This window comes from Methylobacterium sp. J-048 (assembly GCF_022829515.1).
Lineage (GTDB): Bacteria > Pseudomonadota > Alphaproteobacteria > Rhizobiales > Beijerinckiaceae > Methylobacterium.
Genome location: NZ_JAKSYL010000122.1, coordinates 1 through 23,649, shown reverse-complemented (window position 1 = coordinate 23,649; position 23,649 = coordinate 1). Strand labels below are relative to the sequence as shown.

The window sequence follows — 23,649 nt, the reverse complement described above, 5'->3', positions numbered from 1 at the left end:
GCGTGGGGCGATGTCCGCACTCCTCGCCACCCTGTCCGTCACCGCTGCAGCGGCCTTGTTCGCCCTGCCCAAGGCCGCGCAGCGCCTGCAGCTGTCGCGGGCCAAGCATCCCTCGCTCACCGGCCACGCCCGGATGGCCCGGCGCGTGGCCGGGCTGATCCCGCATTACGCCTATGCCGAGCGCGCCTTCTTCCGCGCCGACGACCCGGATGAGACGGTGGCGCTGCGGCGGGAGAACGGCTTCGCCCGGCTCAGCGACCTTTACCGGACGCGGTTCGCCCGCACCCGGGCCGAGACCGAGGCGGTCCGCGACGGCCTCTCGGATCTCCAGTTCACCGGCCTGTACCGGGTGCCGTTCCAGTTTGCCCGGCACGTGCGCGCGTATCTCGGGGCCGGCGCGTTCGCCGCGGCTTCCGAGGGCGTGACCATCACGGATCTCGACGGCAACGTGTTCTACGACCTGGCCGGGTCGTACGGGGTCAACCTGTTCGGCGTGGATTTCTACCGCGCCTGCCTGGAGGAGGGCGCCGCGAAGGTCGGCGCGCTCGGGCCGGTTCTCGGGTCGCTGCACCCGGTGGTGACCGGCAATGTCGCGCGGCTCAAGCACCTGTCGGGCCTCGACGAGGTCTCGTTCCACATGTCCGGAACCGAGGCGGTAATGCAGGCGGTGCGCCTCGCCCGATACCACACCGGGCGGTGCCGGATCGTCCGCTTCTGCGGCGCCTATCACGGCTGGTGGGGCGAGGTGCAGCCGGGCATCGGCAACCCGGTACCGACCCGCGACACGCTCACCCTGGCCGACATGTCGGCGCGGACGCTGCAGGTGCTCGCCAGCCGCCGGGACGTCGCCTGTGTGCTGGTCAATCCGCTTCAGGCCATGCACCCGAATGCCGGCGCGCCGTCCGATTCCGCCCTGGTCGACAGCGGCCGCAAGGCCGCCTTCGACCCTGCTGCCTATACGAAGTGGCTTCAGGAGCTGCGCGCGGTCTGCACGGCCAACGACATCGTGCTGATCTTCGACGAGGTCTTCCTCGGATTCCGCCTCGCCCGAGGTGGCACGCAGGAATATTTCGGCGTGCGCGCCGACATGGTGACCTACGGCAAGACCCTGGGCGGCGGCCTGCCGGTGGGCGTGATCTGCGGGCGCGCCGACCTGATGCGGCGCTTCCGCGACGACCGTCCGGTGGACATCTGCTTCGCCCGCGGCACCTTCAACGCCCATCCCTCCGTGATGGGCGCCATGAGCGCGTTCCTCGACCGGCTGGAGACGCCGGAGGTCGCCGCCCTGTACCGCGACCTCGACGCGACCTGGGATGCCCGGGCCGCGCGGCTCAACGCCCTGCTGGCCGAGGCCGACCTGCCGGTGCGGGTCGCCAACATGTCCACGGTCTGGACGGTCCTCTACACGCGGCCGTCGCGCTACAACTGGATGCTGCAATTCTACCTGCGCGCCGAGGGGCTGGCCCTGTCCTGGGTGGGAACCGGCCGGATGATCTTCAGCCTCGCCTACGACGACGCGGCCTTCGAGGCGGTCGCCGCGCGGTTCGTGGCGGCCGCGAACGCCATGCGGGCGGATGGCTGGTGGGAGTGTGGCGCTCCGACCGACAAGGCGATCCGCCGGGCGATCCTGCGCGAGGTCGCGGCGGTCCGGTTCGGCAAGCTGGGCGCCCGTCTCGGCCTCAAGGCACCGGACCAGGCCTGATCGGGTTTCCGAAGGCCCCCGGCCCTCTGGCGGGGTTCAGGGCGCGCAGCCCCGAATGCGCAGCGCGAAGTCTTCGCAGGGTTCCACCCTGCACCTGCAAAAGGTCGACGACCTTTTGAAACCGGGATCGTCTCGCGGCGTCGTCAGTACGGCAGGGATTCCACCGCCTGGCGACGCTCGGCTCAGGCGCCGTGCTCGTGCGGCTCGTGCTCCTCGACCATCTCACCATGCAGCAATGCCAGTGGCGCCTTGTGGTAGAGCTTGATGTCGTGGAACGGGTCCGTGAGGATCTTGGTCGCCCAGACCAGCCCGGTCTGCACGTCGCGCACGAAGAACAGCTGCACGGTGCGGAACAGCAGGCCGGCGCCCGCGAGCCACAGCCAGATCCAGCCGACGTTGCGGATCAGGTCAGTGGTCGTCCGGTGCGGCTCGAGCAGGCCGAACAGGGTGGGATCGAAGTAGAGCGGCAGCGGCGACAGCGCCCAGATCGCCAGCAGCACGATCTTGCGCTGGAGATTGTAGCCGACCTTGATCTCTTCCTTGTGCTCGTGGGTCGCGTTGTTGACGTGGTCGTAGCCCTTCGGCTCGAAGAACAGATGGCCGGATTGCCGGCTGGTCATCGCCAGCAGCCAGCCGATCAGCGCCGCCGTGGCCGGATCCTTGAACGCCATCGCGTAGGCAACCAGAAAACTCACCGCGCTGACGAAGTGCAGGCTCTGGTTGATCCGGTTGTGGTGGTAGTAGCGGTGGTCGTCCCAGCGCTGGACGCGCAACGTCTCGAGAAAGCTCGCCATGCCGTTCGTCTCCGTGTGGTCGTGGGTGGGCTGGTAGGAAGGCGTGCGCGCTCAGGCGTCGTGCCTGCGCAGGCGGATCAGGGAGAAGTGGCCGAGCGGCGGCAGGGCGCGGCGCTCGACGACCTCCACGGGCGCGGTTGCCGCCCAGGCGGCGTAGCGCGCCCAGGAAAATTCGGTCCGCCATCCCAGCCGGCTCGTGATCGGCATCAGCGTGTGCTCGACCAGACGGCGCAGGCCGCCCTCGGCGCCGATCCGGGTGGTGATGACGATCTCGCCGCCCGGGCGCAGCACCCGGGCGAATTCGTCGAGGGCCACCTCCGGGTGCGGCACAGCGGTGACGACATATTGCGCGACGACCACGTCGAAGGAGGCGTCGGCGAAGTCCAGATGCTCGGCGTCCATGACGGCCAGCCGTTCGACGTTGCGCAGGCCGAGCCGCGCCACGCGGCTGCGCGCCTTCTCCAGCATCGGCGCCGAGATATCGATGCCGACGATGCCGGAGGCCCGCCGGTAGGCCGGCAGCGACAGGCCGGTGCCGACGCCGACTTCCAGGACACGCCCGCCGATCCGCTCGGCCGCGGCGGCCGCCAGGGTCCTGCCCTGGGCGAAGACCGGGCCGAACACCAGGTCGTAGACCGGCGCCCAGCGGCCATAGGCCTTGGCGACACCGTCACGATCGAGATCGGGACCGAGCGTCGCCGCCCGCGGTGAACCGGTGCTCTGCGTTCCGAGGGCCATGAGGGTCCTGTCTCTCACTGTCTGTCAGGCTGAGGCACCCGGCCGCCGGCCCTGTCGTCGGCCGATCGATCCGGGATTCAGGAGAAAGCCGGGTTCAGACCCGGATTCGGATCACGCTGGGTTCGCGCCTCGCTGCCCGTTCCGGCGGCGCCGACCAGATGACGGGAAACACCTCGGAGCGCCGGCCGTGGAGGGCCGGACGCGGACGATCCGCCGATGACATCATGGACATCGTGGCACCGCGATCAGAAGAAACGGCGGCGCCGGAGGCGCAAAGCTAAGCGGAACGTCATCGGCCCCACACCGTCTCTCCGCGGCGATCTTTCCGCCGGCAAAGCTATGATTGTCGTTTGACAATGTTGTGACATCACAAAAGGTTCTTTTACGGACATACGCTTCGCTGGCAAAGCATTGATCCGCGAAAGATCAGCGTGAAATCCTATCTCGTCTTGGGCCTCGCTTAGCGGAGGAATGCGTCGGTTACGATACGGCCGCACCGGCGGCGCGGCCGGCCTCCCGGCATCGGCTTTCCGATCAACGCATTCACGATGACTGAGAAACCCCGGCCCGGATGCCTCAGCAGTCCGGCACGCTTGGGCTATGGTCCGAATACCACACTGCCCCCGGATGGTTTGGCCGACATCATCTCGCCCTGTTGTCGACGAGATGTTCCCCGGTATCGGTTGAAGAACGTGGCGCGGTTTCGCGCCGAAGGAGTGTCTCGCGTGATCGAACAAATGCGGCGTATGACCCTGGCTGTGGCGGCGATCGCCGGGCTCGCCGGAATGGCCGGGCGGGCGGAGGCCGCGCAGTGCGGCAACACGGCAGCCGGGTTCGAAATCTGGAAGCGGGAATTCGCCCAGGAGGCGCGCGGCAAGGCCAGCGCGGCAAGCTTGGCGGCCCTCGAGACCACGAGCTACTCCACCGCCACGATCTCGGCCGATCGCGGCCAGCACAGCTTCAAGCTGTCCCTGGAGCAGTTCCTCGCCAAGCGCGGCGGACCGACCATCGTGTCGAAGGGACGTCAGCTCAAGCGCACCAATGCCGCCCTGTTCGATTCGATCGAGCAGCGCTACGGCGTTCCCCCGGGCCCGCTGCTGGCGATCTGGGGCATGGAGACCGGGTTCGGCGCGGTCCGCGGCAACGTCAACACGCTGTCGGCGGTGGCGACGCTGGCATATGATTGCCGCCGCTCCGAATACTTCACCGACCAGCTCTACGCGGCGCTGACCCTGGTCGACCGGGGCCTGCTCACGTCGAGCACCCGCGGTGCGGCCCATGGCGAGGTCGGCCACACCCAGTTCCTGCCGAAGAACGTCCTGACCTACGGCACCGGTGACCTGAACAATGTCGGCGCCGCCCTGTCGTCGACCGCGAACTTCCTGAAGGCTCACGGCTGGCGCGCGGGAGCCGGCTACCAGCCCGGCGAGCCGAACTTCGTGGCGATCCAGGGCTGGAATGCCGCGCCGGTCTATGAGCGGGCGATCGCCCAGCTCGGGAGACAGATCGACAACGATTGAGGCTTGTTCCAGGGCGGATACAGCTCCCGTTTGGAGAGTTTACCTGTATCCGCCCGAAAATGGTCCCGATCGAACCGCAATCGACCACGCAGCCGCCGCAGAAAAGCCGGCCCGCTCCCGCTGTTTCATCCCGGCGGGGCCGGCCGGTCCATCGATACGCGCTGACGGCTCTCCCGAGCCGCGGCGCGGATGATCCGGCCGACGCCCGCTCCGCGACGAGAGCATGGGCGCCCGCATGGCTATCGACCCCGCGCCGCTGGACGGCCTCCCCATCCGGACCGACCGCCGCACCTGCGCGGCTCCGCTCGCGGTCCTGACCGCCGCGGTGGCACTGGCCGCCCTCGGAAGCGGCGCCTTGCACCGGGCGCGACCGACTTCCGAGACGCGGGTCAATCCGGATACCGCGATCGAGAGCACCGAATCACCGTCCGAAGCCGCAGCCGAGGCGACGAACGCGGAGGCAACGGCGACCGAAGCTTGGCGCGATGCCACCGGCGGTCCGCTCTCACGCTGGGCCTGGACCCAGATCGAACCGTCCGCACCGTTGGCGATTCCCGAGGCCGCGCCCGAACCGGAGGTTCAAGCCTCCGAGCCTCCGCGCGCCGCCATGACGGTTCCACTCCCGATCCCGCGGCCGCCCGAATTCCGATCCGCGCGCCAACCCGACCCCGCCCGCAGGGCCGAACGGCGGATCGCCCGTCGTGAACTCCCCCCCGCGCCGATGCCGCCCCGGGAGGACGATCGCTCGTTCCTGGAGAAACTGTTCGGCGTCGAGCGGGCGCCGGCCCTCGCCTATGCGGCCCTGGAGACCCGGCCGGCCGATCTCGTGCCGCAGCGGCGCATCTCGCCCCCCCTCGCCCCGACGGATGCGCGACCCACGGCCGGGACGGCGGTATACAACATCGCGAGCCGCGTCGTGATCCTGCCGAACGGCGAGCGCCTTGAAGCTCATTCCGGCCTTGGCGAAGGCCTCGACGAACCGCGCTTCGTCAACGTGCGGATGCGTGGCCCGACCCCGCCGGGCACCTACGACCTGAAGGAGCGCGAGCAGCTGTTCCACGGCGTGCGGGCGATCCGCCTCACGCCGGTCGGCGGCAACGAGGCCGTCTACGGCCGCGTCGGCCTGCTCGCCCACACCTTCATGCTCGGCCCGCGCGGCGATTCGAATGGCTGCGTCTCGTTCCGCGACTACGACCGCTTCCTGCAGGCGTTCCTGCGCGGCGAGGTCCAGCGTCTCGTGGTCGTGGCGGGCACGCAGGATGCGCTGCCGAGTCTCGCCGCGAGCCCCATCCGGACCCAGATGGCTCGCAACGGCAATTGAGCCCGGGCGGATGGATGAACCGGGCCGCGGGTGACCGTCCTGCCGTCAAAGCCGTCCCGCATCGACCGCGCGATGCGCCGGTCGCCGCCATCAGATCCCCACGCGCCCGATGGCCGGCAGCTTGATCCCCGGACGGCGCAGGTCGATGCCGGCGACGCCGCCGAACAGGTTCAGCTCCAGACCTTCGACCCACGCCAGCGTCAGCCCGAGATAGCCGCCGAGGTTGATCCGGATCCCGGTGCCCGAGGGTGTCCACCCGATCCACCGGCCATCATAGGGAAAGTCCTTGCCGATGGCCGTGGCCGGGAGGGTGACCCGGATTTCCGGCACCGCCGCCATCACGGCCGCCACGAACGTATTCGAGTTCGGGCCCGGCCAGACCACGTAATCGCCGGGGCTTGCATAGCGGTACTCGGCCACGGCCGTGCGGATGCGAGGGAGCATCGCCTCCGCCTCCGGGCCGTCGGAGGCGAACACGATCTCGGGCGCGTTCCCGAACCAGCGCCCATCCGGTACGAAGCGGTCGATCCAGATCGGCTGGCCCCAAGCCGTGTAGTCGAAGCGGCGATAGCGGCGCTCGTCGGCGCCCTTGATCACGATCCAGCTATGGGTCGCCACGATGCCGCGCCAACTCACCGTTCGGGCGGAGAAAATCCGCACCACGGCCCCGGCATGGGCCTCGGCCGGCGGGAGGAGACCGGCGCTGGAACGATCCGCCATGCGCCAGTCGCCGCCGGCACGCAGCCAGTACAGCGTTGCCGAGACCGCGACCGGCACGAGGAAGACGATGACGAGCGCGAACAGCGCGAACCTGATCAGGGACACGGGATTGGCCGGGGCATAGCTGAGGACCAGTCAGATGTAGGCAGGAGCCGCGCCGGTTCACCTGCGGCCGAACGGTACGGCTCCGCTCACGCCGCCCGGGACAGGGCATCGAGGAAGAGCGTCGTTGCGAGAAGGTCGGCGCAGCCGCCCGGGCTGAGGCGTGCCGCCACGAAGCTGCGATGGATCGCCACCGCGCGGTCACGCCAGTTCGAAGCCGCGATCCCTCCGGCAGCGAGGAAGGCCGCGGCCATGCCCTGCGCCCGAACCAGACCCTCGGCGCCGCCGCGGTGCAAGAGGTTGGTGTCGTCCACGACGGCGAGGAGCGCAAAGAAGCATTGGACCCGGGCGGCTTCGGGATCGTCCGGCGCGAGGCTTCGGCCGCGGCGCAGGGCCGGCAGCCCAACGGCCCGGATGGTCGGAAATCCCGCGGCGGCCTCCGCGCTGGCGCCGCCAACGCCATAGCGGCGCGCGGCGCGGCCGCCATGGCTGTCCGTCGAGGTCGGTGCCCGGGCGATCGCATCGCCCCACCGTCGGCCGACGGCTTCCGCCAGCGCTTCGGCCGATGCGGGTATCGTCCCAGCTTCGCCCGCGCCGGCACAGATCAGACCCAGGGAGAAGATAGCGCCGCGATGCGCGTTGACGCCATCGGTTGCCGCCAGCATCGCTGCCTCGGCCCTCAAGCCGATCGCCCGAAGTTCGCCCATCCCCGCGCTGCGGCTGCCAGCCACGACGAGTTCGCCGAAATAGGGTCGGATCGCCGCCGCGCTGCGGCGCAGGGTTTCGGCATCCATGTCGTGGTGGCTGCCAGAATCGACGGGGCTGACGAGCCCGGGCTTCGGCCAGGTTTCCAGCTCGTCGATCAGGGCGGCGTGGGCCAGAGTCGCAACGCGCTCGGGCCGACGGTGCGGCGGGAGCAGCGCTTCCTGAACGCACAGGTCTGAAATGCGGCCTCTCCAGCGCAGTTTCGAGGGATCGTTATGCGCGGGCCTTCGCGATCAGGCCTTGCGGCGGGTTGCGAAGGCTCGGGTTGGGCCTGCTGCTACGCACCGCCTGCCCAGTCGTCAATTCAACCGCTCCGCCTTGGTGGCGATCCGTCAGAACAGTCCGACGAAGCGGTCCGGCAATTGCCACAGATCGGGCGCCTGTGCCCAACTCTTGCGCTCAATTGCATCGGCGAATATTCTCTGCGTTGTGTCGAAGAGATCTTCGCCGCGGCGCATCTGGGTGCGTCGCCGTGCGAGTTCGGCAATGTCCGACTTGATATGCTCCAGAAAGATCATCGGCGGAATGGCGTGATGCGAATCCGGGATTCCCACGGGGGCAGCGGCATTGCGCTTCTTCTGCCGGTCGAACAAAAGGTCGTTATCACAATGGGCCAAGTGGAACAGAAATAGATCGCCGAATTTCGGTCGATGATCATGGACGACGCAGTGAAATCCGATGTGCCAATCCGTTCGCTTGGAGATAAGCGTCGCCTTGCACAGGGACGAGATGGGGCGGACATATCCTCTCTGCAGCGAAACAGGGCGTTGGAGATCGATCGGCGCTTCGCCCTCGACGTGGCGGACATCGGAGCCGAACAGGTCGAGCACAAGCGGCACATCCCGATGCGCAATGTAGTGGGACAGCGATGGCGCCACATCCGGATCGACGACGACCAGCTCATCGGCATCGGTGAAGAGCACACACTTGAAACCGATGAACAACGAGGTACAGAAGTCGCGGATCGTGTTCACACGCTCCCATTCGTCCAGGGGCGTTCTCGGTAGCCGGATCACGTTCGCGGCGATCCCGGTGGTCGAACCGTCGTCGGAGCCATGATCGAGAACGTAGCAGTTCTCCGCCCCAACCTGCTGTTCGTAATGTCTTAACCAGAGCGGCAACATCGTCTTTTCATTGAACGCCATGGTGACCACGGCGAGCGGCCTTTTCTCCACCGGACATTTTCCTTCAAGACGGCATTTCGATAACCCGCCGCCATCGTATCGGGCGGGACGCTAATGAGGAGCTAAGCTGGACATGGAGCGAGCGCCGCAACTTCTGCGATCCTTGAATAAGGAAGCGCGGATCATCGAGATCGGCCCCAGCTTCAATCCCCTTGCCCCGAAGCGCGACGGTTGGAACACGATCGTAGTCGATCACGCCTCGCGTGAGGAATTGCTCGAGAAATACCATGACCAGACGATAGATCGCATCGAGGACGTCGACATCGTCTGGACCGGCGGTTCCCTGGCCGATGCGGTCCCGCGCGATCAGCACGGGACGTTCGACGCCTTCATCGCCAGCCACGTCATCGAGCACACCACCGACATCGTCACGTTCCTGCGCGCCGCGGAGACCTTGCTGAGGCCCGACGGCGTCGTGATCCTGGCCGTGCCGGACAAGCGCAAGTGCTTCGACTTCTACCGCCCGCTCTCGGCCACCGCCGAAGCGGTCACGGCCTTCCTGGAGCGACGCGACCGCCACACGTTGCGGACGCATATCGACTACGCCCTGAACATGGCGTTGAAACCGGGAGGGATCGGGGCCTGGGCCGCCAGCGACGTCCAGTTGGCAGAACCGGTCAATCCGCTCACCAACGCGCCGCAATGGCATGCCGCCGCCAAGCATCCGGACTACACCGACGCGCATGCCTGGGTGTTCGTGCCGTCGAGCTTCAGCCTGATGATCCTGGAATTGTCACTGCTCGGCTATCTGGACCTCCAGGTCGAGGACCTTCAGGAGCGGCACGCGACCGAATTCTTCGTCTGGCTTCGCAAAGGGGCCCCGCACCTGTCCGCCGACGACGCCCGTCGCGAACGCACCACCCTGATGCAGCGCGTCGTCGTCGAGCTCGCCGAGCAGGCGCGCCAGTTGCCGGACGGGCCGCTCGGCGAGTCGGCGGCCCTGCTTCGCGACCAGCTTCTGAAAGCCGAGTACCGCGCGCATGCCCTGCGCAAAGTTCTCTCGGCCGTGCAGACCAGTCTCGGCCGGTTCGGCCTGAACCGCCGACGTTTCCGGCAGCAGATCACGTTGGCGGGCCAGGACGTTCCGGCAAATGCGCTGGCCCCCATCCAGCACCACATCCTGCTGAACGAGGCGACGAAGATCCTCAACCGGCGAAAGACCTCCGACAATGTGACGACGATGGTCGAGGACGATCCGGCACTGGCCGAGAACGCGGTCCTCGTCGTGCCGCTCGGCGCGGCCCAGTTCCGTGATCCGCTGCTGGCCGCCGAACTTCTGCGGGAGCGGCAGCGGTCGCAAGCGGTGCAAGTCGTGCTCGACGCCGTGCTGAAATGCCTGCGTTCCCGGTCCTGGGACAAGAAGCGCTTCAAGGCGCTCATCGCGAAGGCCGCCCAGGAGACGCCCACCGTCGGGCCTGAAGCGGTGCGTCACGCCGTGCTGGCCGAGGAGAGCCGGAAGGTTTTGGGCGTGCCCCGCGCTTAGGGATTCAGCGCGCCGGGGGCACCCAGATGCCGAGGGCGGAGGCGTCCACGGGACGGGGCAGGAGCCCTTCGGCCTTGAAGGCGTCGGCGATCTTCTGCTGCTCGGACAGGCCGGCCCGCGTGACCGGCTCCACCCGGTAGCTGCGGCGCGCGTTCGCCCGCAAGATCACCTCGGGCTCGATCTTCCACAGGGGCGCGAGAAGGGCGGCCGCCTCGGCCGGCTGGGCCTTCACCCAGGCGCCGGTCTCGGCCAGCTGGCCGAACAGGGCGGCGAGCACCGGGCCGTTGGCGGCCACATACGGATCGGCGGCGAGATAGTACCGCTTATACAGCGACAGTCCGGCGCCGTCGCGCAGGACCCAGGCCCCCGATTGCTGCCGGGCGGCGGAGAGGAACGGGTCCCAGGCGACCCAGGCCTCGACCCCGCCGCTGGTGAGCGCGGCCCGGCCGTCGGCGGGCGTCAGGTAGGCCGGGGTGATGTCCTTGAAGGTTAAGCCGGCCTCCGCGAGGGCGGCGAGCAGCAGGTAGTGGCTGCCCGCGCCCTTGGTGACGGCGACCCGCTTTCCGCGAAGGTCCGCGACCGTCTTGGCGGGCGAGGCTTCGGGCACCAGGATCGCCTGCGCGTCCGGGGAGGGGGCTTCCTGGGCGATGTAGCTGATCCGGGCCCCGGCCGCCTGCGCGAAGATCGGGACGGTGTCGGCGACATCGGCCGAGACGTCGATCTGCCCGGCATTGAGGGCTTCCATGATCGGAAGCCCGCTGGTGAACTCGTGCCAGGACAGCCCGGTGCCGAGCGGCGCCAGCGCTTTCTCCAGGTTGCCGTTCTGGCGCAGCAGCGCGATCAGCGTCGAGGAGCGCTGGTAGCCGATGCGCAGCGTCGCGGCGGCCCGCGCGGTGCACGGCGGTACGAGGAGGGCGGCGGCGAGACCGGCGATCAGGCTTCGGCGGGAGGTGGACATCGGGTCATCCGGGGCGAGGGCTTCGGCGAATGCTTTGAGGCGAGACCCTACCACCACGCGGCGCGGGTCTCGGGGGCGAGCGGCGGATGGGTCGCGGCCGGCCGCAGGGAGCGGTCGAGGGCAGCCATGACCCGGCGCACCGCCCCCTCATGATGGGCCGCGACGGGGTCGCGCGGGCGGGCGAGGCCGATATCGATGGTCTCGTCGAGCCGTCCGGGGCGCGGGCGCATCACCACCACCCGGTCGGCCAGCGTCACCGCCTCGCCGACATCGTGGGTGACGAGCAGGATCGTCGGCTTCGTCTCGCCCCACAGGCCCAGGAGCTGATCGTGCAGGTCCCTGCGGGTGAAGGCGTCGAGCGCCGAGAACGGCTCGTCTAGGAGCAGCACGCGGGGATGGGTCACGAACGCCCGGGCGATGGCGACCCGCTGCTGCTGTCCCCCCGACAGTTCTCGCGGCCAGCGGCCGCCATGCTCGGCAAGACCGATCCGCTCCAGCGCCCGGGCGACCCGCGCCCGGCGCTCGGACCGGGGGAGCCCGGCGAGGCCGAAGCCGACATTGCCCGCGACATTGAGCCAGGGCAGAAGCCGCGCCTCTTGGAAGACGACGCCGACATTGGGATGCGGCTCGCGGATCGTCTCGCCATCGACCTGCACGGTGCCGCGGCTCGCGTGGTCGAGGCCGGCAATCAGCCGCAGCAGGGTCGTCTTCCCGCAGCCCGAGCCGCCGATGAGCGCGACGATCTCGCCCGGCCGCACCGACAGGCTGATTCCGGAGAGCGCCTGCGTGCCGTCCGCGTAGGTCTTCGAGAGATCGTCGACGATGAGCACGGGCGTGTCTTGCGTGAGTGGTTGCAGGGATGGTCCGCGACCGACCTGCACGGTCGCGCCCGTCACAGGCTTTCCCGGGCGGTATCCTGCCAGCGGGTCAAGGGCCGGGTCAGCGTCACGAGGACCATGTCGGCCAGCTTGCCGGCCAGCGCGAAGGTGATGATCGCGGCGACGATCTGATCGGGCTTGCTGAATTGCTGGCCGTCAACCAGCAGATAGCCAAGGCCCTCCGAGGCGCCCATCAGCTCCGCCGCCACGACGAAGAGGAAGCCGAGGCCGAGCCCCGTGCGCAAGCCGACCAGGGTCGCCGGCAGAACCGCGGGCAGCAGGATCCGCCAAGCCAGGGCGAGGCGCGACAGCCGGAAGATGCGCCCGACTTCGACGAGCTTGCGGTCCACCGAGGCGATCGCGCCGGAGACCCCGACATAGACCGGGAAGAACACCCCGACGGCGATCAGCAGCACCTTCGGCGTTTCGAGGATCCCGAACCACAGGATGAAGAGCGGGACCCAGGCGAGCGACGGCACGGCCCGCAGCGCCTGCACGCTCGGATCGACCAGCCAGCGCAGGATCGGGAGTGTGGCGACCAGCGCGCCCGCAAGGATCCCGGCAGCGGCTCCCCACAGGAAGCCCAAACCGACCCGGATCAGCGTCGCCTCGACATGCATGAGCAGGTCGCCCGAGGCCGCCAGGTCCAGCAGCGTCGCGCCGATCCGGCTGGGCGGCGGCAGCAGGCGACCGGAGACCAGGCCGCTATCGACGGCGATCTCCCAACCGATCGCCAGGGCCAACGGCAGGACGAGCCCGAGACCGACGCGGCCGCCCTGCCGCAACAGCGTCCCGGACCTCAACGCGCCGCGACGGGGTTGAACGCGGAATCGAGCAGGCCGTCGACCGCCGCCGTGACATCCGTGGCGGCGGGGATCACGCCGGCCTGCTGCAGGGCGAGGCCGGCGGCCTTGATCGATTCGGCCTGTGCCGGCCCGATGGTCGGCTGCGACAGGTCGGTGCGCTCCAGTTGGCGGGCGATCACCGGTTCGGGCAGCTTGGTCGCGGCGACCAGCGCCGCCGAGAGGGCCTGCGGGTTCGCCAGCGCGTAGGCGCGCGCCTGCTCGTAGGCGGCGATCACCGTCCGGACCAGATCGGGATGGGCCTTGGCGAAGTCTTCGCGCACGTCGAGCAGGCCCCAGGTGTTGGCCGCCGGGTCGCGGTAGAACAGGATGTCGCCGTTCTCGATCTCGGCCGCCGCCATCAACGGATCGAGGCCGGCCCAGGCGTCGACATCGCCCCGGTCGAGGGCCGTGCGGCCGTCCGGGTGCTGCAGCAGGACGAGCTTCGCGTCCTTCTCGGTCAGACCTGCGCCCTGGAGCGCGCGGATGAGGAAGATGTGCGGGTCGGTGCCCCGGGTGACGGCGACGCGCTTGCCCTTCAGGTCGGCGGGCTTGGCGATACCGGTGTCCTTTCGGGTGACCAAGGCCGTCCATTCGGGGCGCGAGAAGGCGTAGACCGCCTTGATCGGATTGCCGTTGATCCGCGCGACCAAAGCGGCCGCGCCGGCGGCCGAGCCGATATCGATCGCGCCGGCATTCAGGAATTCGAGCGCCTTGTTGGAGCCGAGCGACTGAACCCAGCGCACCCGGATGCCCTTCGGCTTGAGGGCTTCCTCCAGGAACCCCTTATCCTTCAGGAGCAGCCCGACCGGATTGTAGGTCGCCCAATCCAGGCGGAGCTCCTTCGGATCCTCGGCCCGGGCCGCAGGCGCGAACAGGCCGGTCGCGGAGATCAGGACGAGGCCGGCGGCCAGGAGGGATCGGCGTGAGGAGCGCATCAGCGGAACCTAGTTCGGGCGAAGTTTTGGGGAAGGCGTGCACGCACAGGTTCGCGGCGCGCGGCCCGAAGCTTGGGAACCGCGACACCGCGCGCCGCAGGGATTCGTGCGATCAGGTGGTCTGGCCCAAGATTTCCAGGATCGTCCGGCGCAGCCGAACGAGGTCGGGATCGTCCCGGTGACGCGGGTAAGGGGCGTCGACCGGGAGCTCGGCCCGGATCGCGGCCGGGCGGTCGCCCAGCACGATCACCCGCTCGGCCAGGATCAGCGCCTCCTCGACGTCGTGGGTGACGAGCACCGCCGTGAAGCGCTTCTCCTCCCAGAGGCGCAGGAGTTCGGCCTGCATGGCCAGCCGGGTCAGGGCGTCGAGCTTGCCCAGGGGCTCGTCGAGGAGCAGCAGGCGCGGCTCGTTGACCAGCGCCCGCGCCAAAGCCGCCCGCTGCGCCATGCCGCCGGAGAGCTGGTGCGGATAGGCATCCGCGAAGCCGGCGAGACCGACGAGCCCCAGCGCCTGATCGATGCGCGCAGCCCGGGTGGCGCGGCCGACGCCCTGGGCTTCGAGCCCCAGCGCCACGTTCCCGCGGACGGTGCGCCAGGGGTACAGGGTCGGATCCTGGAACACGAGCAGCCTAGACGGGTCCGGCCCCTCAACCAAATCTCCGTCGACCGTGATGAGCCCCTGGTCCGGTGGTTCCAGGCCCGCAACCAGCCGCAGCAGGGTGGACTTGCCGCATCCCGAGGGACCGAGCAAAGCCACGAACCCTCCGGGCTCGACGGCGAGGCTGACCCGGTCGAGAACCGGCAGGGGCGTCCCGCGGATATCGAAGGCGTGGCTGACCGCCTCGACGCTCAACCGGGCCCCGACCGCCTGAACCGCCGGCCGTTCCCGCGTTGCGGCTACCATTGCACCAGCCCCTTCTGCCACGCGAGCAGGCGGTCGCGCAGACGGAACAGCAGGGTGATCAGCGACGAGCACATCAGGGCCATCACGATCAGCGCGGCGTACATGTTGGCATAGGCCGCCCAGCCCTGGGCCCATTGCAGGTACCAGCCGAGGCCCGACTTCACGCCGAGCATCTCGGCCACCACCAGCACCGCGAAGGAGCCGCCGAGCCCCATGAACAACCCGACGAAGACGTGCGGCAGCGCCGCCGGAATCGCCACCCGCAGGATCAGGAAGCTGCGCGAGGCGCCGAGCGTGCGCGCCACGTCGAAATAGGCCTTGTTGACACCGGCAACCCCGGACCAGGTCAGGACCGTCACGGGAAAGCCGGTGGCCAAGGCCACCAGGAACGTACTCGCCGACCAAGAGGACGGGAACACGAAGAAGGCCAGGGGCAGCCAAGCGGTCGCGGGGAGCGGCCCGACGAAGCGCAGGACCGGGTGGGCCCAATAGCCCACGGCTTTGGACGTCCCGATGGCGACGCCCAGCACGAAGCCCAGACCTGCCCCGAAGGCATAGCCGCCGGCCAGCAGGATGAGCGAGTTCAGCGTGCTACCGCCGAGTTTCGGCCAATCGTCGAGGAAGACCTCCAGGATCGCCTGGGGTGGCGGGAAGAACGGCATCGGCAACAGATCGAACTTCGCCGTGACGAGTTCCCAGGTCAGCAGGACGACGGCGATGGCGGCGAGCCACGGGCTCCAGTGCCGCAGCCGCGCCCCGAAGGTCCCGAGCCGGCCGGCGAGCAGGCCCAGCGGCAGCAGCGCCAGACCGATAGCCGCCGATCCCTGGGCGAACACGGCCGTCCTCGGAAAGTCGCCCGCCTCGGGCAACTGCAGGGTGAGTCCGGCGAGCACGAGCCAGACGATACCGGCCGCGAGCACACGCCAGGGCGGATAAGACAGACGCGTCGGTACGGCGGCGGTCCGCAGCGCCGTGCCGGCGGTGATGCTTCCGGACATGCGGCCCCTCAGCTCAGCACGTCGGCGTAGATCCGCTCGGCGAACTTCGCCGTGTCGGTCGAGCGCTTCAGGACGTTCACGAGCTTCAGTTCATCGCCGTAGAGGGCGAGCTGCTGCTTGAGCCGTCCGCCGACCGGGCTGTCGCCGTGATGCTGGCTGCGCAGCATGGCGGCGAGATCCTCGATCGAGCCCTTGCCGCCGTAGCCGGCGAACGCCTTCGCGGCCGCCTCCGGGTTCTCATGGACGGCGTGCCCACCCTCCAGGATCGCCCGGGTGAGCGACGCGGCGACCGCCCGGTCGTTGCGGAGCAGACTGCCGCGGACCGCCACGACGCAGCAGGAGCGGTCGGCATATTCCCCCGCAAGGTTGGTCGAGATCTCGGCGAAGCGCGGGTCCTTCAGCCAGATCCAGGTCCGCGGGTCGCCATCGGCGAGCGCCTGGGCCTCGCCCTTCTCCACCGCGAGGTTCAGCAGATCGACCGGGTATTGCCGCCATTCGACGCCGCTATCGGGGTCGATCCCGGCCTTGGCCAGCTGCAGGCTGAAGAAGTTCTTGGCCGGGCTCGCCTGATCGCTGATCGCGATGGTCTTGCCCTTAAGGGAAGCGATGTCGGTGATGCCGCTGGATTTGCCGGCCAGCAGCCGCAGGCAGCCGCCATGCAGGCCGGCGGTGATCCTGACGTCGAAGCCCTGTTCCAGGGGCTTGAGCCAGCGCAGGGCCATGCCGATCCCGGCATCGGCCTTGCCGGTGGCGATGGCCTCCAGCAGCGCCTCGGTGGCACCGCCGAAATTGACGAATTCCACGTCGAGGCCGTGCTTGGCGAAGATGCCCTGCTCCTTCGCGACCGGCGCCGCGGCGGTGCAGATCGCGGTGGCGTTCCAGGCCAGCTTGACCGGCCGGAGCGGTCCCGAAGCGGCCTCGGCCGCAGCGGGCCGGCAGAGCGGGCCGGGATCGAACGGCGCGCCAGGCCCGGGCGCCCAGGCCTGGCTCGCGCCCACGCCCAGGCCGAAGGGCGCGGCCATGGCGGCGGCACCGGCCCGCAGCAGCAGGCGGCGCGAGGGCATCCGGCCCGATCCTGTGGGTCCCGGATGTGACGGATCGTCTGTCATCGGAAGTCTCCGGACCGCGCGACCGCGCGGTGAGGTGGGCCGACGCACGATGCGGCCCGACCGCGTGGCCGGACAGGTCGTACGTCCTCAATTTCGGTGAATGATCCGTCGAGGGATCAACGATTTGAATATTCAATTGACTCGCACTCGAGTCAACGAAAGCGTTTTCCAATCTTTCACTCTGCGAAAGAAAGATATTCGTTCGCTTGGCGTGAAACCGAGAACGAATCTGCTTCATGGCGTCGGCTCGGCGACGGCGTCGAGCCACATCCTTACAGGCGCCAGCATTCGCAGCGAAGACTTGATCACAATATAGCAATCAGTAAATCTATATTTTGGCTATAAGTGGTAACATAAGTAAATTACCAACTGAAATTGGAAAGGATCCGACTTATTATCTCGGATGCGCGGAATCGAAATAGCAATGTCAACGGCAGATCCGTACGGGATCTGCCGCATCAATCTCCAAGGCATCCGATCCAAGTGGCGTTTCGCAACGTCTCGCCTCCTCACACTTTCCGATGGCGCGGCTGGAATTCGGGCCGCGGCAGGCCGAGATGCGCGCGCAGGGTGTTTCCGTCATAATCTTCCCGAAACAAGCCGCGCCGGCGCAATTCGGGTAGGACCAGCGCCACGAAATCGTCGAGGCCGCCCGGAAGGGTCGGCGGCATGAGGTTGAAGCCGTCGGCGCCGTAGGCTTCGAAGCGCTCCTGAAGCGCATCGGCGATCTGGACCGGGGTGCCGACCAGGATCCAGTGGCCCCGGGCGCCGGCCGCGCGCAGGTACAGCTGGCGGATGGTCAGGCCCTCCCGGCGTGCGAGGCGGAGGAACAGGTCCTGCCGGCTCTTGCCGCCATTGGTCTCGGGCAGGTCCGGCATGGGCGCGTCGTCCGGGTAGGCCGAGAGATCGGCGCCGGTGAGCTGCTCCAGGAGCGAACGGCCGACCACCGGGTGGATCAGCGCCTGCAGGGCGGCGAATTTTTCCCGGGCCTCGTCCTCCGTGCGCCCGACCACCGGGAAGGCGCCGGGCATGATCTTGAGATGGTCCGGATCGCGGCCGTGCCGTGCCATCCGACCCTTCACGTCGGCGTAGAAGGCGACCGCATCGTCCAGCGAATCCTGCGCGGTGAAGATCACCTCGGCGGTGCGGGCGGCCAGCGCCTTGCCGGCCTCGGAGGAGCCCGCCTGCACCACCACGGGATGCCCCTGGGGCGGGCGCGGCACGTTGAGCGGGCCGCGCACCGAGAAATGCGTGCCCTCATGGGCCAGCAGGTGCAGCTTCTCCGGGTCGAAGAACCGGCCGGCCTCCCGGTCGCGCACGAAGGCGTCGTCCTCGTAGGAATCCCAGAGGCCGCGGACGACATCCACGAACTCTTCCGCCCGGGCGTAGCGGTTGGCATGAGCGAGATGGCTCTCGCGGCTGAAATTCCAGGCCTCGCGCGGGTCGGCCGAGGTGACGAGGTTCCAGCCGGCCCGGCCCTCGCTCAGATGGTCCAGGGAGGCGAACTTGCGCGCCACGTGGAACGGCTCGTTGTAGGTGGTCGATGCGGTGGCCACGAGGCCGATCCGCTCGGTCACCGCCGCGAGATGCGACAGCAGGGTCAGCGGCTCGAACTGCCCGACATAGCGGATCGCGGTGCGGCTCAGGGCGTCGAGATCGTCGCCGCGGATGCTGACCCCGTCGGCCAGAAAGATCAGGTCGAACTTCGCGGCCTCGGCCGTCCGGGCGAGTTGCCGGTAATGGGGGGCGTTGATCCCGGCATCGGCCTGGGACGACGGATGGCGCCACGCCGCCACATGGTGGCCGCCGGGATACAGGAACGCCCCAAGGCGCATGCGGTCGTGACGGCGCGGCATCCTCGCGTCCCTCAGGCCGTGCCGACGCGATACTGACGCGGCGGCTCGGTGCCGTTCACCGCGAAGGCGCCGACGATGCGGTCCCGATAGATCCGGGGATTGTGCGAGGCGATGGTGCGGGCGTTGCGCCAGTAGCGGTCGAGGCCGAGCCCTTGCTTCACCGCCGAGGCGCCGAGCGCGTCGAACAGGATGGTGGTCGCCTCCAGCACGAGGTTGGTGACCACCGTGACCGCCTGGTTGACCTCGACATCGGCGAGCGCCGTGGCGCGCTCCGCCTCAGCCTCAGTCCCCTGGCCGCCCGCGTCGCGATGCAGCTCATAGGAGCGCTGCAACGCCTCGGCCGCCTTCAGCGCCACGGCGCCGGCCGCGTAGGCGTTGCCCCGCACGCGCCCGACGACAGCCAGAATCTGCGGATCGTCGGCAGTCCGCCCGGCATTGCCGTGGCTGTAGATTCGGGTCCGCTCGGCGACCAGGCGCCCGACATCCTCGGCCGCCGCGCGCCCGATCCCGGCGAGCGTCGCCAGATGGACGAGCTGGAAGAACGCCATCGCGTAGGGGAAGCGAGCCGGGTCCGGCTTGATCAGGTCGGGCGACAGGACGACGTCGTCGAACCGGATCGTGCCGCTGGCGGTGAGCGCCTGCCCGAACCCGTCCCAATCGTCGACGATTGCGACGCCCGGCGCTCCGGTCGGCACGGCCGCCACGAGGGTGGTACCGTCCTCGTCGTCGGCCGAGAGATGGATGTAGTCGGCGAACAGCGAGCCGGTGGTGTAGAATTTTTTGCCCGACACGACCCGCTCGGCGCCCCGGCGGCGCACCACCGTGTCGAACTGGCCGACCTTCGCGGCCCCGGTCTCGGACACGCCGCTGCCCACGGTCTCGCCGGCGGCGATCCTGGCGATCCAGCGCGCGCGCCAGTCCGGCGCGGTCGAGGCGAGCACGTCCTCGGTGAACCCGAAATGGGCCCGCAAGGCGTTGGTCACGTTGGAATCGGCCTGCGACAGCTCGATCAGCAGGTTGAACAGCTCGGGCAGGCTGGCGCCGTGGCCGCCGGCCTCGACCGGCAGCCGCAAGGTGGTGAAGCCGGCCTCCTTCAGCCAGCCGATCTCCGCGTGCGGCAGGCCGTGCGTGCGGTCGCGCTCGACCGCCGTGGCGCGGATCTCGGCGAAGGTCGGCCGGAAGCGCGCGGCCAGCTCCTCGTAGCGCTCGCTCGGGCCAGCGCCCCAACCCGCATCCCTCTGCGACATCGCCTTGCGCATCCCATCCAGACCGTCGCTGCCGGACCCCCGAAGGCGCTCGACGCGAGACCTATGGATTCGCCAAGTCGGGCCGCGATCTCAAGCCGATCTGCGCGGAAAACGACCGTTGTCGATCGATTTGGAACCGAGATCTCTTCAAGAACGACTGCGTAAACAGGTGTTTCGTGCAGCGATCTGTTCGGGAAACAACGTTCTCGCTTGAAGGCCGCGTGCCTGTAAACGGCGGGTACCTTCCGGCAGGCCGAGCAAGAATGCTCCGGGCGCGGCTCGGCAATCGATGACGGGACGCGGTCGGCAAGCGCGCGGGCTGATGTGCCTGCTACCAGCTCGGCAGCACCGTGCTCCCAAACGTCTTCTCGATGAACGCCTTGACCTCGGGGCTGCGGTAGCTCTCTACCAGCGCCTTCACCCAGGGCTGGTCGCGGTCGGCCTCGCGGACCACGAGGAGGTTCACGTAGGGGCCCTTCGGCTCCTCCTTGAGGATCGCGTCCGAAGGCTTCAGGCCGGCGGGTGTGGCGAAGTTGGTGTTCACCGCCGCGGCGTCGACATCGTCCAGCGATCGGGGCGTCTGCGCGGCGTCGACCTCGATGAACCGGAGCTTGCGCGGATTCTCGACAATGTCGGCGACGGTCGGCCTGAACCCGGTGCCGGCCTTCAGCTTGATCACGCCCTTGTCCTGCAGGAGCAGGAGAGAACGGCCGCCATTGGTCGGGTCGTTCTGGATCGCCACTGTGCCGCCGGGCGGCACGGCGTCGAAGCTCGTGTGGCGTTTCGAGTAGATGCCGAGCGGGAAGTTCACCGTCGTGGCGACGCCGACGATCCTGTAGCCGCGATCGGCCTTCTGGTTGTCGAGGAAGGGCTGGTTCTGGAACGAGTTCGCCTCGATCTCGCCGGCCGAGAGCGCCTCGTTCGGCACCACGTAATCCGAGAACTCGATGATCTGCAGGTCGAGCCCGTTGCGCGCCGCGACGGGTTTCGCCGCCTCCAGGATCTGCCCGTGCGGCCCCGGCGTCGCGCCGATGCGGACGCGCTTCAGGGCCTCCGCGTGGCTGGCGCCGGGCAGCACAAGGAGGGCGGCAAGCACCAGGCGACGCAACATGACGGACGATCTCGTGTTTTCGGGGTCGAACGCGTGTACGGATCAGCTCTGGCGGTGGCGCCTGTTGAGGCGGCGCGCCAAGTGGTCGCCCGCGGTCTGGAACACCTGCACGAGCACGATCAGGACGACCACGACTGCCAGCATCATGTCGGGCCGGAAGCGCTGGTAGCCGTAGCGAATGCCGAGATCGCCGAGCCCGCCGCCGCCGACTGCGCCGGCCATGGCCGAGTAGCCGATCAGCGACACGACCGCGAGGGTCAGCCCCAGGACGATCCCGGGCATCGCCTCCGGGATCAGCACCTTGCGGATGATCTGCGCCGGGCTCGCCCCGAACGCCCGGGCGGCCTCCACGAGCCCATGATCGACCTCGCGGATCGCCGCCTCGACCAGTCGCGCGATGTAGGGCGTCGCCGCCACCGTCAGGGGCACGCTGGCGGCGTAGGTGCCGATCGAGGTGCCGGCCACGAGGCGGGTGAACGGGATGATCGCCACGACCAGAATGATGAAGGGCGTCGAGCGCGTCGCGTTGACGACCACCCCGAGGGCGGCGTTGAGCGCGGGCGCCGCCAGCAACTCGCCCCGCCGGCTGGTCGCCAGGAACACGCCCAGCGGCAGGCCGAGCAGCGTGCCGATGGCGGCCGACAGCGCCACCATGGTCAGCGTGTCGATGGTGGCCTGGACCAGAAGGTTGATGAGCTCAGGCGACACGGGCAGCCCCATGGGCGATGTTCTGGGCGATGTCTTGAGCGACCTCCTGGGCCGGCGGCAGATAGCCGAGGAAGTCGGCCGGGATGCCGAGCGCGGCGAGATAGGCTTGGGCCCTTGCGGTGACGTCCGGACCCGGTGACAGACCGACCGCCAGAGAGCCGAAGCGCTGGCCGCCGATCTCGTCCACCGCGCCCGCCAGGATCGCGGCCTCGATCCCGGTCTCGCGGGCCAGCCGCGCGAGGATCGCCGTATCGGCTTGCGGACCCCGGAGCGAAAGGCGCAGCACCGGCACGCCGCCGGGGCGCGGATCGGCGGAGATCCGCTCGGCCAGCCCGGCCGGCAGGTCGAGCCCGACCTCGCCGGCGAGCAGGCTGCGGGTCACCTCGGCCTGGGGTTGGGTGAACACCTCGTAGACCGTGCCGCGCTCGACGATCGCGCCGTGGTCGATCACCGCCACGTCATCGGCGACTGCCCGGATCACCGACATTTCATGGGTGATGAGCACGATGGTCAGGCCGAGGTCGCGGTTGATCCGCTTCAGCAGGGCCAGGATCGACCGGGTCGTCTCCGGGTCGAGGGCGGAGGTGGCTTCGTCGGAGAGCAGCACGTCCGGCTCGGTGGCGAGCGCCCGGGCGATGCCGACGCGCTGCTTCTGGCCGCCCGACAGCTCCGCCGGGTAGCGGCCGGCCTGCGCCTCCAGCCCGACGAGGGTGAGCAGTTCCGCCACGCGGGCGCGGATCGCCGCGCGTTTCCAGCCCGCGAGTTCCAGCGGCAGGGCGACGTTGTCGGCCACATTGCGCGAGGACAGCAGGTTGAAGTGCTGGAAGATCATGCCGACCCGGGCGCGCACTGCCCGCAGCTGCCGCTCGGGCAGGCTCGACACCTCCGCGTCGCCGATCACCACCCGCCCGGCGCTCGGCCGTTCCAGGCCGTTGATCAACCGGATCAGCGTCGACTTGCCCGCACCCGAGCGCCCGATCACCCCGAGGATCGTGCCTGCCGGAACGGAGAGGTCGATGCCTGACAGCGCCGTGACCAAAGCCGCGCCCTTCCGCGCCGGATAGGTCTTCGAGACGTTCTCGAACCGGATGAGGGCTGGGTCGGCGGAAACGCGGGAAGGCGGCAGGGTGGACACAGCCTGTGGGTGCTCCTCGAGCGGGACCGAGCGGTCCGCGACGGCGTCGGATCTCACGCAAGCGATCTGTATGGCGGTCGGCGCCGACGGGGGTCAAGGAAAGGCAGGCACATAGTTTCCTGGCTTCATAGAATGAACGTTCTGCATTAATCGAATTAGTGAGAAAAATCTTCTACGCAGGCTTGGTATTTGGCCGACACGATGGCGGGTAGATCCTCGCTTCCCACTGCGCGATTCCCGATTCCCAAAGGCTTTGTGCTGCGTTTCGCCGTCGACAGAGAGGGTCTGTCCTTTGAAGCGCGCTGAATTCGGAAGCGTGTTTCATTGATCCATCCCCTAAGCCCGGGCTTCAATAGTGATCGCCCACTCCAAGCGCCGCAGAACTGGGGACATTGGTTCCCGGACCCGCGCGGACGGGCTCTTCACCGACCGGAGACCACGATGACCGACGACACGCCCGCAGGAGGGTCCCCGTCCCGCCGGACGCTCCTCCTGGCCGGCCTCGGCGCCGCGGCGCTGCCCTTCGCGTCGCCGGCCGTGCATGCGGCGGTGCGCGAGGTGAAGATCAGCATGCAGCGCTCGTCGGTGCTGTTCACGATCCTCAAGGTGAAAGGCACCCTGGCCGAGCGCCTGGCG

General features: G+C 68.8%; 21 protein-coding genes and 1 pseudogene. 5 read left to right on the top strand and 17 right to left on the bottom strand.

What is annotated here, in order from left to right; all coding sequences use genetic code 11:
* The first annotated feature begins 10 nt into the window (after positions 1-10).
* Positions 11-1,702 carry an aminotransferase class III-fold pyridoxal phosphate-dependent enzyme gene (locus MKL09_RS10365; RefSeq protein WP_244019965.1) on the top strand — a complete coding sequence of 564 codons (1,692 nt, stop codon included), beginning with the start codon at positions 11-13 and terminating at the stop codon, positions 1,700-1,702.
* Positions 1,703-1,884: 182 nt separating this feature from the next.
* On the opposite strand, the gene MKL09_RS10360 is transcribed toward MKL09_RS10365, so the two are convergent.
* Both MKL09_RS10360 and MKL09_RS10355 read right to left on the bottom strand, forming a co-directional pair.
* Positions 1,885-2,496, bottom strand: a complete 612-nt coding sequence (locus MKL09_RS10360) for a hypothetical protein (protein ID WP_244019964.1) — start codon at positions 2,494-2,496, stop codon at positions 1,885-1,887.
* A gap of 51 nt (positions 2,497-2,547) precedes the next feature.
* The gene (locus tag MKL09_RS10355) at positions 2,548-3,234 is read right to left on the bottom strand and encodes a class I SAM-dependent methyltransferase (protein ID WP_244019963.1); all 687 of its coding nucleotides are present in this window, start codon (positions 3,232-3,234) and stop codon (positions 2,548-2,550) included.
* Between the two features lie 737 nt (positions 3,235-3,971).
* Between MKL09_RS10355 and MKL09_RS10350 the strand changes: the two genes are divergently transcribed.
* Positions 3,972-4,754: a lytic transglycosylase domain-containing protein gene (locus tag MKL09_RS10350; protein ID WP_244020043.1), complete on the top strand. Its 783-nt coding sequence runs from the start codon at positions 3,972-3,974 to the stop codon at positions 4,752-4,754.
* Positions 4,755-4,989: 235 nt separating this feature from the next.
* On the top strand, positions 4,990-6,075 hold the full coding sequence (locus tag MKL09_RS10345) for a tlde1 domain-containing protein (protein WP_244019962.1): 1,086 nt from the start codon (positions 4,990-4,992) through the stop codon (positions 6,073-6,075).
* Positions 6,076-6,165: 90 nt separating this feature from the next.
* Here the strand turns inward: MKL09_RS10345 and MKL09_RS10340 are convergent, their stop codons facing one another.
* The 3 genes from MKL09_RS10340 to MKL09_RS10330 form a co-directional block, all read right to left on the bottom strand.
* On the bottom strand, positions 6,166-6,900 hold the full coding sequence (locus tag MKL09_RS10340) for a DUF3750 domain-containing protein (protein WP_244019961.1): 735 nt from the start codon (positions 6,898-6,900) through the stop codon (positions 6,166-6,168).
* 86 nt (positions 6,901-6,986) lie between these two features.
* Positions 6,987-7,817, bottom strand: coding sequence for a triphosphoribosyl-dephospho-CoA synthase MdcB (gene mdcB, locus MKL09_RS10335; protein ID WP_244020042.1), 831 nt, complete (start codon positions 7,815-7,817; stop codon positions 6,987-6,989).
* A gap of 177 nt (positions 7,818-7,994) precedes the next feature.
* Positions 7,995-8,837, bottom strand: a complete 843-nt coding sequence (locus tag MKL09_RS10330; protein ID WP_244019960.1) for a glycosyltransferase family 2 protein — start codon at positions 8,835-8,837, stop codon at positions 7,995-7,997.
* Between the two features lie 82 nt (positions 8,838-8,919).
* Here MKL09_RS10330 and MKL09_RS10325 point away from each other — a divergent pair, with 82 nt between their 5' ends.
* A complete protein-coding gene (locus MKL09_RS10325) occupies positions 8,920-10,329 on the top strand; it encodes a class I SAM-dependent methyltransferase (protein ID WP_244019959.1) in 1,410 nt (469 codons plus the stop codon).
* 4 nt (positions 10,330-10,333) lie between these two features.
* Here the strand turns inward: MKL09_RS10325 and MKL09_RS10320 are convergent, their stop codons facing one another.
* The 12 genes from MKL09_RS10320 to MKL09_RS10265 form a co-directional block, all read right to left on the bottom strand.
* Positions 10,334-11,287: an aliphatic sulfonate ABC transporter substrate-binding protein gene (locus MKL09_RS10320; protein WP_244019958.1), complete on the bottom strand. Its 954-nt coding sequence runs from the start codon at positions 11,285-11,287 to the stop codon at positions 10,334-10,336.
* A gap of 47 nt (positions 11,288-11,334) precedes the next feature.
* Positions 11,335-12,117 (bottom strand): ABC transporter ATP-binding protein, encoded by a 783-nt coding sequence (locus MKL09_RS10315; RefSeq protein WP_244019957.1) that lies wholly within the window; start codon positions 12,115-12,117, stop codon positions 11,335-11,337.
* Between the two features lie 62 nt (positions 12,118-12,179).
* The gene (locus MKL09_RS10310) at positions 12,180-12,953 is read right to left on the bottom strand and encodes an ABC transporter permease (RefSeq protein WP_409566917.1); all 774 of its coding nucleotides are present in this window, start codon (positions 12,951-12,953) and stop codon (positions 12,180-12,182) included.
* Positions 12,954-12,964: 11 nt separating this feature from the next.
* Positions 12,965-13,945 carry an aliphatic sulfonate ABC transporter substrate-binding protein gene (locus MKL09_RS10305; RefSeq protein WP_244019955.1) on the bottom strand — a complete coding sequence of 327 codons (981 nt, stop codon included), beginning with the start codon at positions 13,943-13,945 and terminating at the stop codon, positions 12,965-12,967.
* A gap of 112 nt (positions 13,946-14,057) precedes the next feature.
* On the bottom strand, positions 14,058-14,849 hold the full coding sequence (locus MKL09_RS10300; RefSeq protein WP_244019954.1) for an ABC transporter ATP-binding protein: 792 nt from the start codon (positions 14,847-14,849) through the stop codon (positions 14,058-14,060).
* Complete coding sequence (locus tag MKL09_RS10295) at positions 14,843-15,847, bottom strand: ABC transporter permease (RefSeq protein ID WP_244019953.1); 1,005 nt, start codon at positions 15,845-15,847, stop codon at positions 14,843-14,845. The genes MKL09_RS10300 and MKL09_RS10295 overlap by 7 nt, the downstream gene beginning before the upstream one ends.
* Positions 15,848-15,855: 8 nt before the next feature.
* Positions 15,856-16,956, bottom strand: coding sequence for an ABC transporter substrate-binding protein (locus tag MKL09_RS10290; protein ID WP_244019952.1), 1,101 nt, complete (start codon positions 16,954-16,956; stop codon positions 15,856-15,858).
* Positions 16,957-17,465: 509 nt separating this feature from the next.
* Positions 17,466-18,812, bottom strand: coding sequence for an LLM class flavin-dependent oxidoreductase (locus MKL09_RS10285; RefSeq protein WP_244019951.1), 1,347 nt, complete (start codon positions 18,810-18,812; stop codon positions 17,466-17,468).
* A gap of 11 nt (positions 18,813-18,823) precedes the next feature.
* Positions 18,824-20,059: an acyl-CoA dehydrogenase family protein gene (locus MKL09_RS10280; RefSeq protein WP_244019949.1), complete on the bottom strand. Its 1,236-nt coding sequence runs from the start codon at positions 20,057-20,059 to the stop codon at positions 18,824-18,826.
* Between the two features lie 331 nt (positions 20,060-20,390).
* The gene (locus MKL09_RS10275; RefSeq protein WP_244019947.1) at positions 20,391-21,170 is read right to left on the bottom strand and encodes a MetQ/NlpA family ABC transporter substrate-binding protein; all 780 of its coding nucleotides are present in this window, start codon (positions 21,168-21,170) and stop codon (positions 20,391-20,393) included.
* Positions 21,171-21,212: 42 nt separating this feature from the next.
* The gene (locus tag MKL09_RS10270) at positions 21,213-21,878 is read right to left on the bottom strand and encodes a methionine ABC transporter permease (protein WP_244019945.1); all 666 of its coding nucleotides are present in this window, start codon (positions 21,876-21,878) and stop codon (positions 21,213-21,215) included.
* A complete protein-coding gene (locus MKL09_RS10265; protein ID WP_244020041.1) occupies positions 21,868-23,013 on the bottom strand; it encodes a methionine ABC transporter ATP-binding protein in 1,146 nt (381 codons plus the stop codon). The genes MKL09_RS10270 and MKL09_RS10265 overlap by 11 nt, the downstream gene beginning before the upstream one ends.
* 441 nt (positions 23,014-23,454) lie before the next feature.
* Between MKL09_RS10265 and MKL09_RS10260 the strand changes: the two are divergent.
* Positions 23,455-23,649 (top strand): annotated as a pseudogene (locus MKL09_RS10260) (ABC transporter substrate-binding protein); the annotation flags it as partial.

Bases quoted from the DNA above. Each gene is read 5' to 3' on its own strand.
- MKL09_RS10365 (WP_244019965.1), top strand. From the start codon at position 11: ATGTCCGCACTCCTCGCCACCCTGTCCGTCACCGCTGCAGCGGCCTTG.
- MKL09_RS10360 (WP_244019964.1), bottom strand. From the start codon at position 2,496: ATGGCGAGCTTTCTCGAGACGTTGCGCGTCCAGCGCTGGGACGACCAC.
- MKL09_RS10355 (WP_244019963.1), bottom strand. From the start codon at position 3,234: ATGGCCCTCGGAACGCAGAGCACCGGTTCACCGCGGGCGGCGACGCTC.
- MKL09_RS10350 (WP_244020043.1), top strand. From the start codon at position 3,972: ATGCGGCGTATGACCCTGGCTGTGGCGGCGATCGCCGGGCTCGCCGGA.
- MKL09_RS10345 (WP_244019962.1), top strand. From the start codon at position 4,990: ATGGCTATCGACCCCGCGCCGCTGGACGGCCTCCCCATCCGGACCGAC.
- MKL09_RS10325 (WP_244019959.1), top strand. From the start codon at position 8,920: ATGGAGCGAGCGCCGCAACTTCTGCGATCCTTGAATAAGGAAGCGCGG.
- MKL09_RS10320 (WP_244019958.1), bottom strand. From the start codon at position 11,287: ATGTCCACCTCCCGCCGAAGCCTGATCGCCGGTCTCGCCGCCGCCCTC.
- MKL09_RS10305 (WP_244019955.1), bottom strand. From the start codon at position 13,945: ATGCGCTCCTCACGCCGATCCCTCCTGGCCGCCGGCCTCGTCCTGATC.
- MKL09_RS10300 (WP_244019954.1), bottom strand. From the start codon at position 14,849: ATGGTAGCCGCAACGCGGGAACGGCCGGCGGTTCAGGCGGTCGGGGCC.
- MKL09_RS10295 (WP_244019953.1), bottom strand. From the start codon at position 15,847: ATGTCCGGAAGCATCACCGCCGGCACGGCGCTGCGGACCGCCGCCGTA.
- MKL09_RS10290 (WP_244019952.1), bottom strand. From the start codon at position 16,956: ATGACAGACGATCCGTCACATCCGGGACCCACAGGATCGGGCCGGATG.
- MKL09_RS10285 (WP_244019951.1), bottom strand. From the start codon at position 18,812: ATGCCGCGCCGTCACGACCGCATGCGCCTTGGGGCGTTCCTGTATCCC.
- MKL09_RS10280 (WP_244019949.1), bottom strand. From the start codon at position 20,059: ATGTCGCAGAGGGATGCGGGTTGGGGCGCTGGCCCGAGCGAGCGCTAC.
- MKL09_RS10275 (WP_244019947.1), bottom strand. From the start codon at position 21,170: ATGTTGCGTCGCCTGGTGCTTGCCGCCCTCCTTGTGCTGCCCGGCGCC.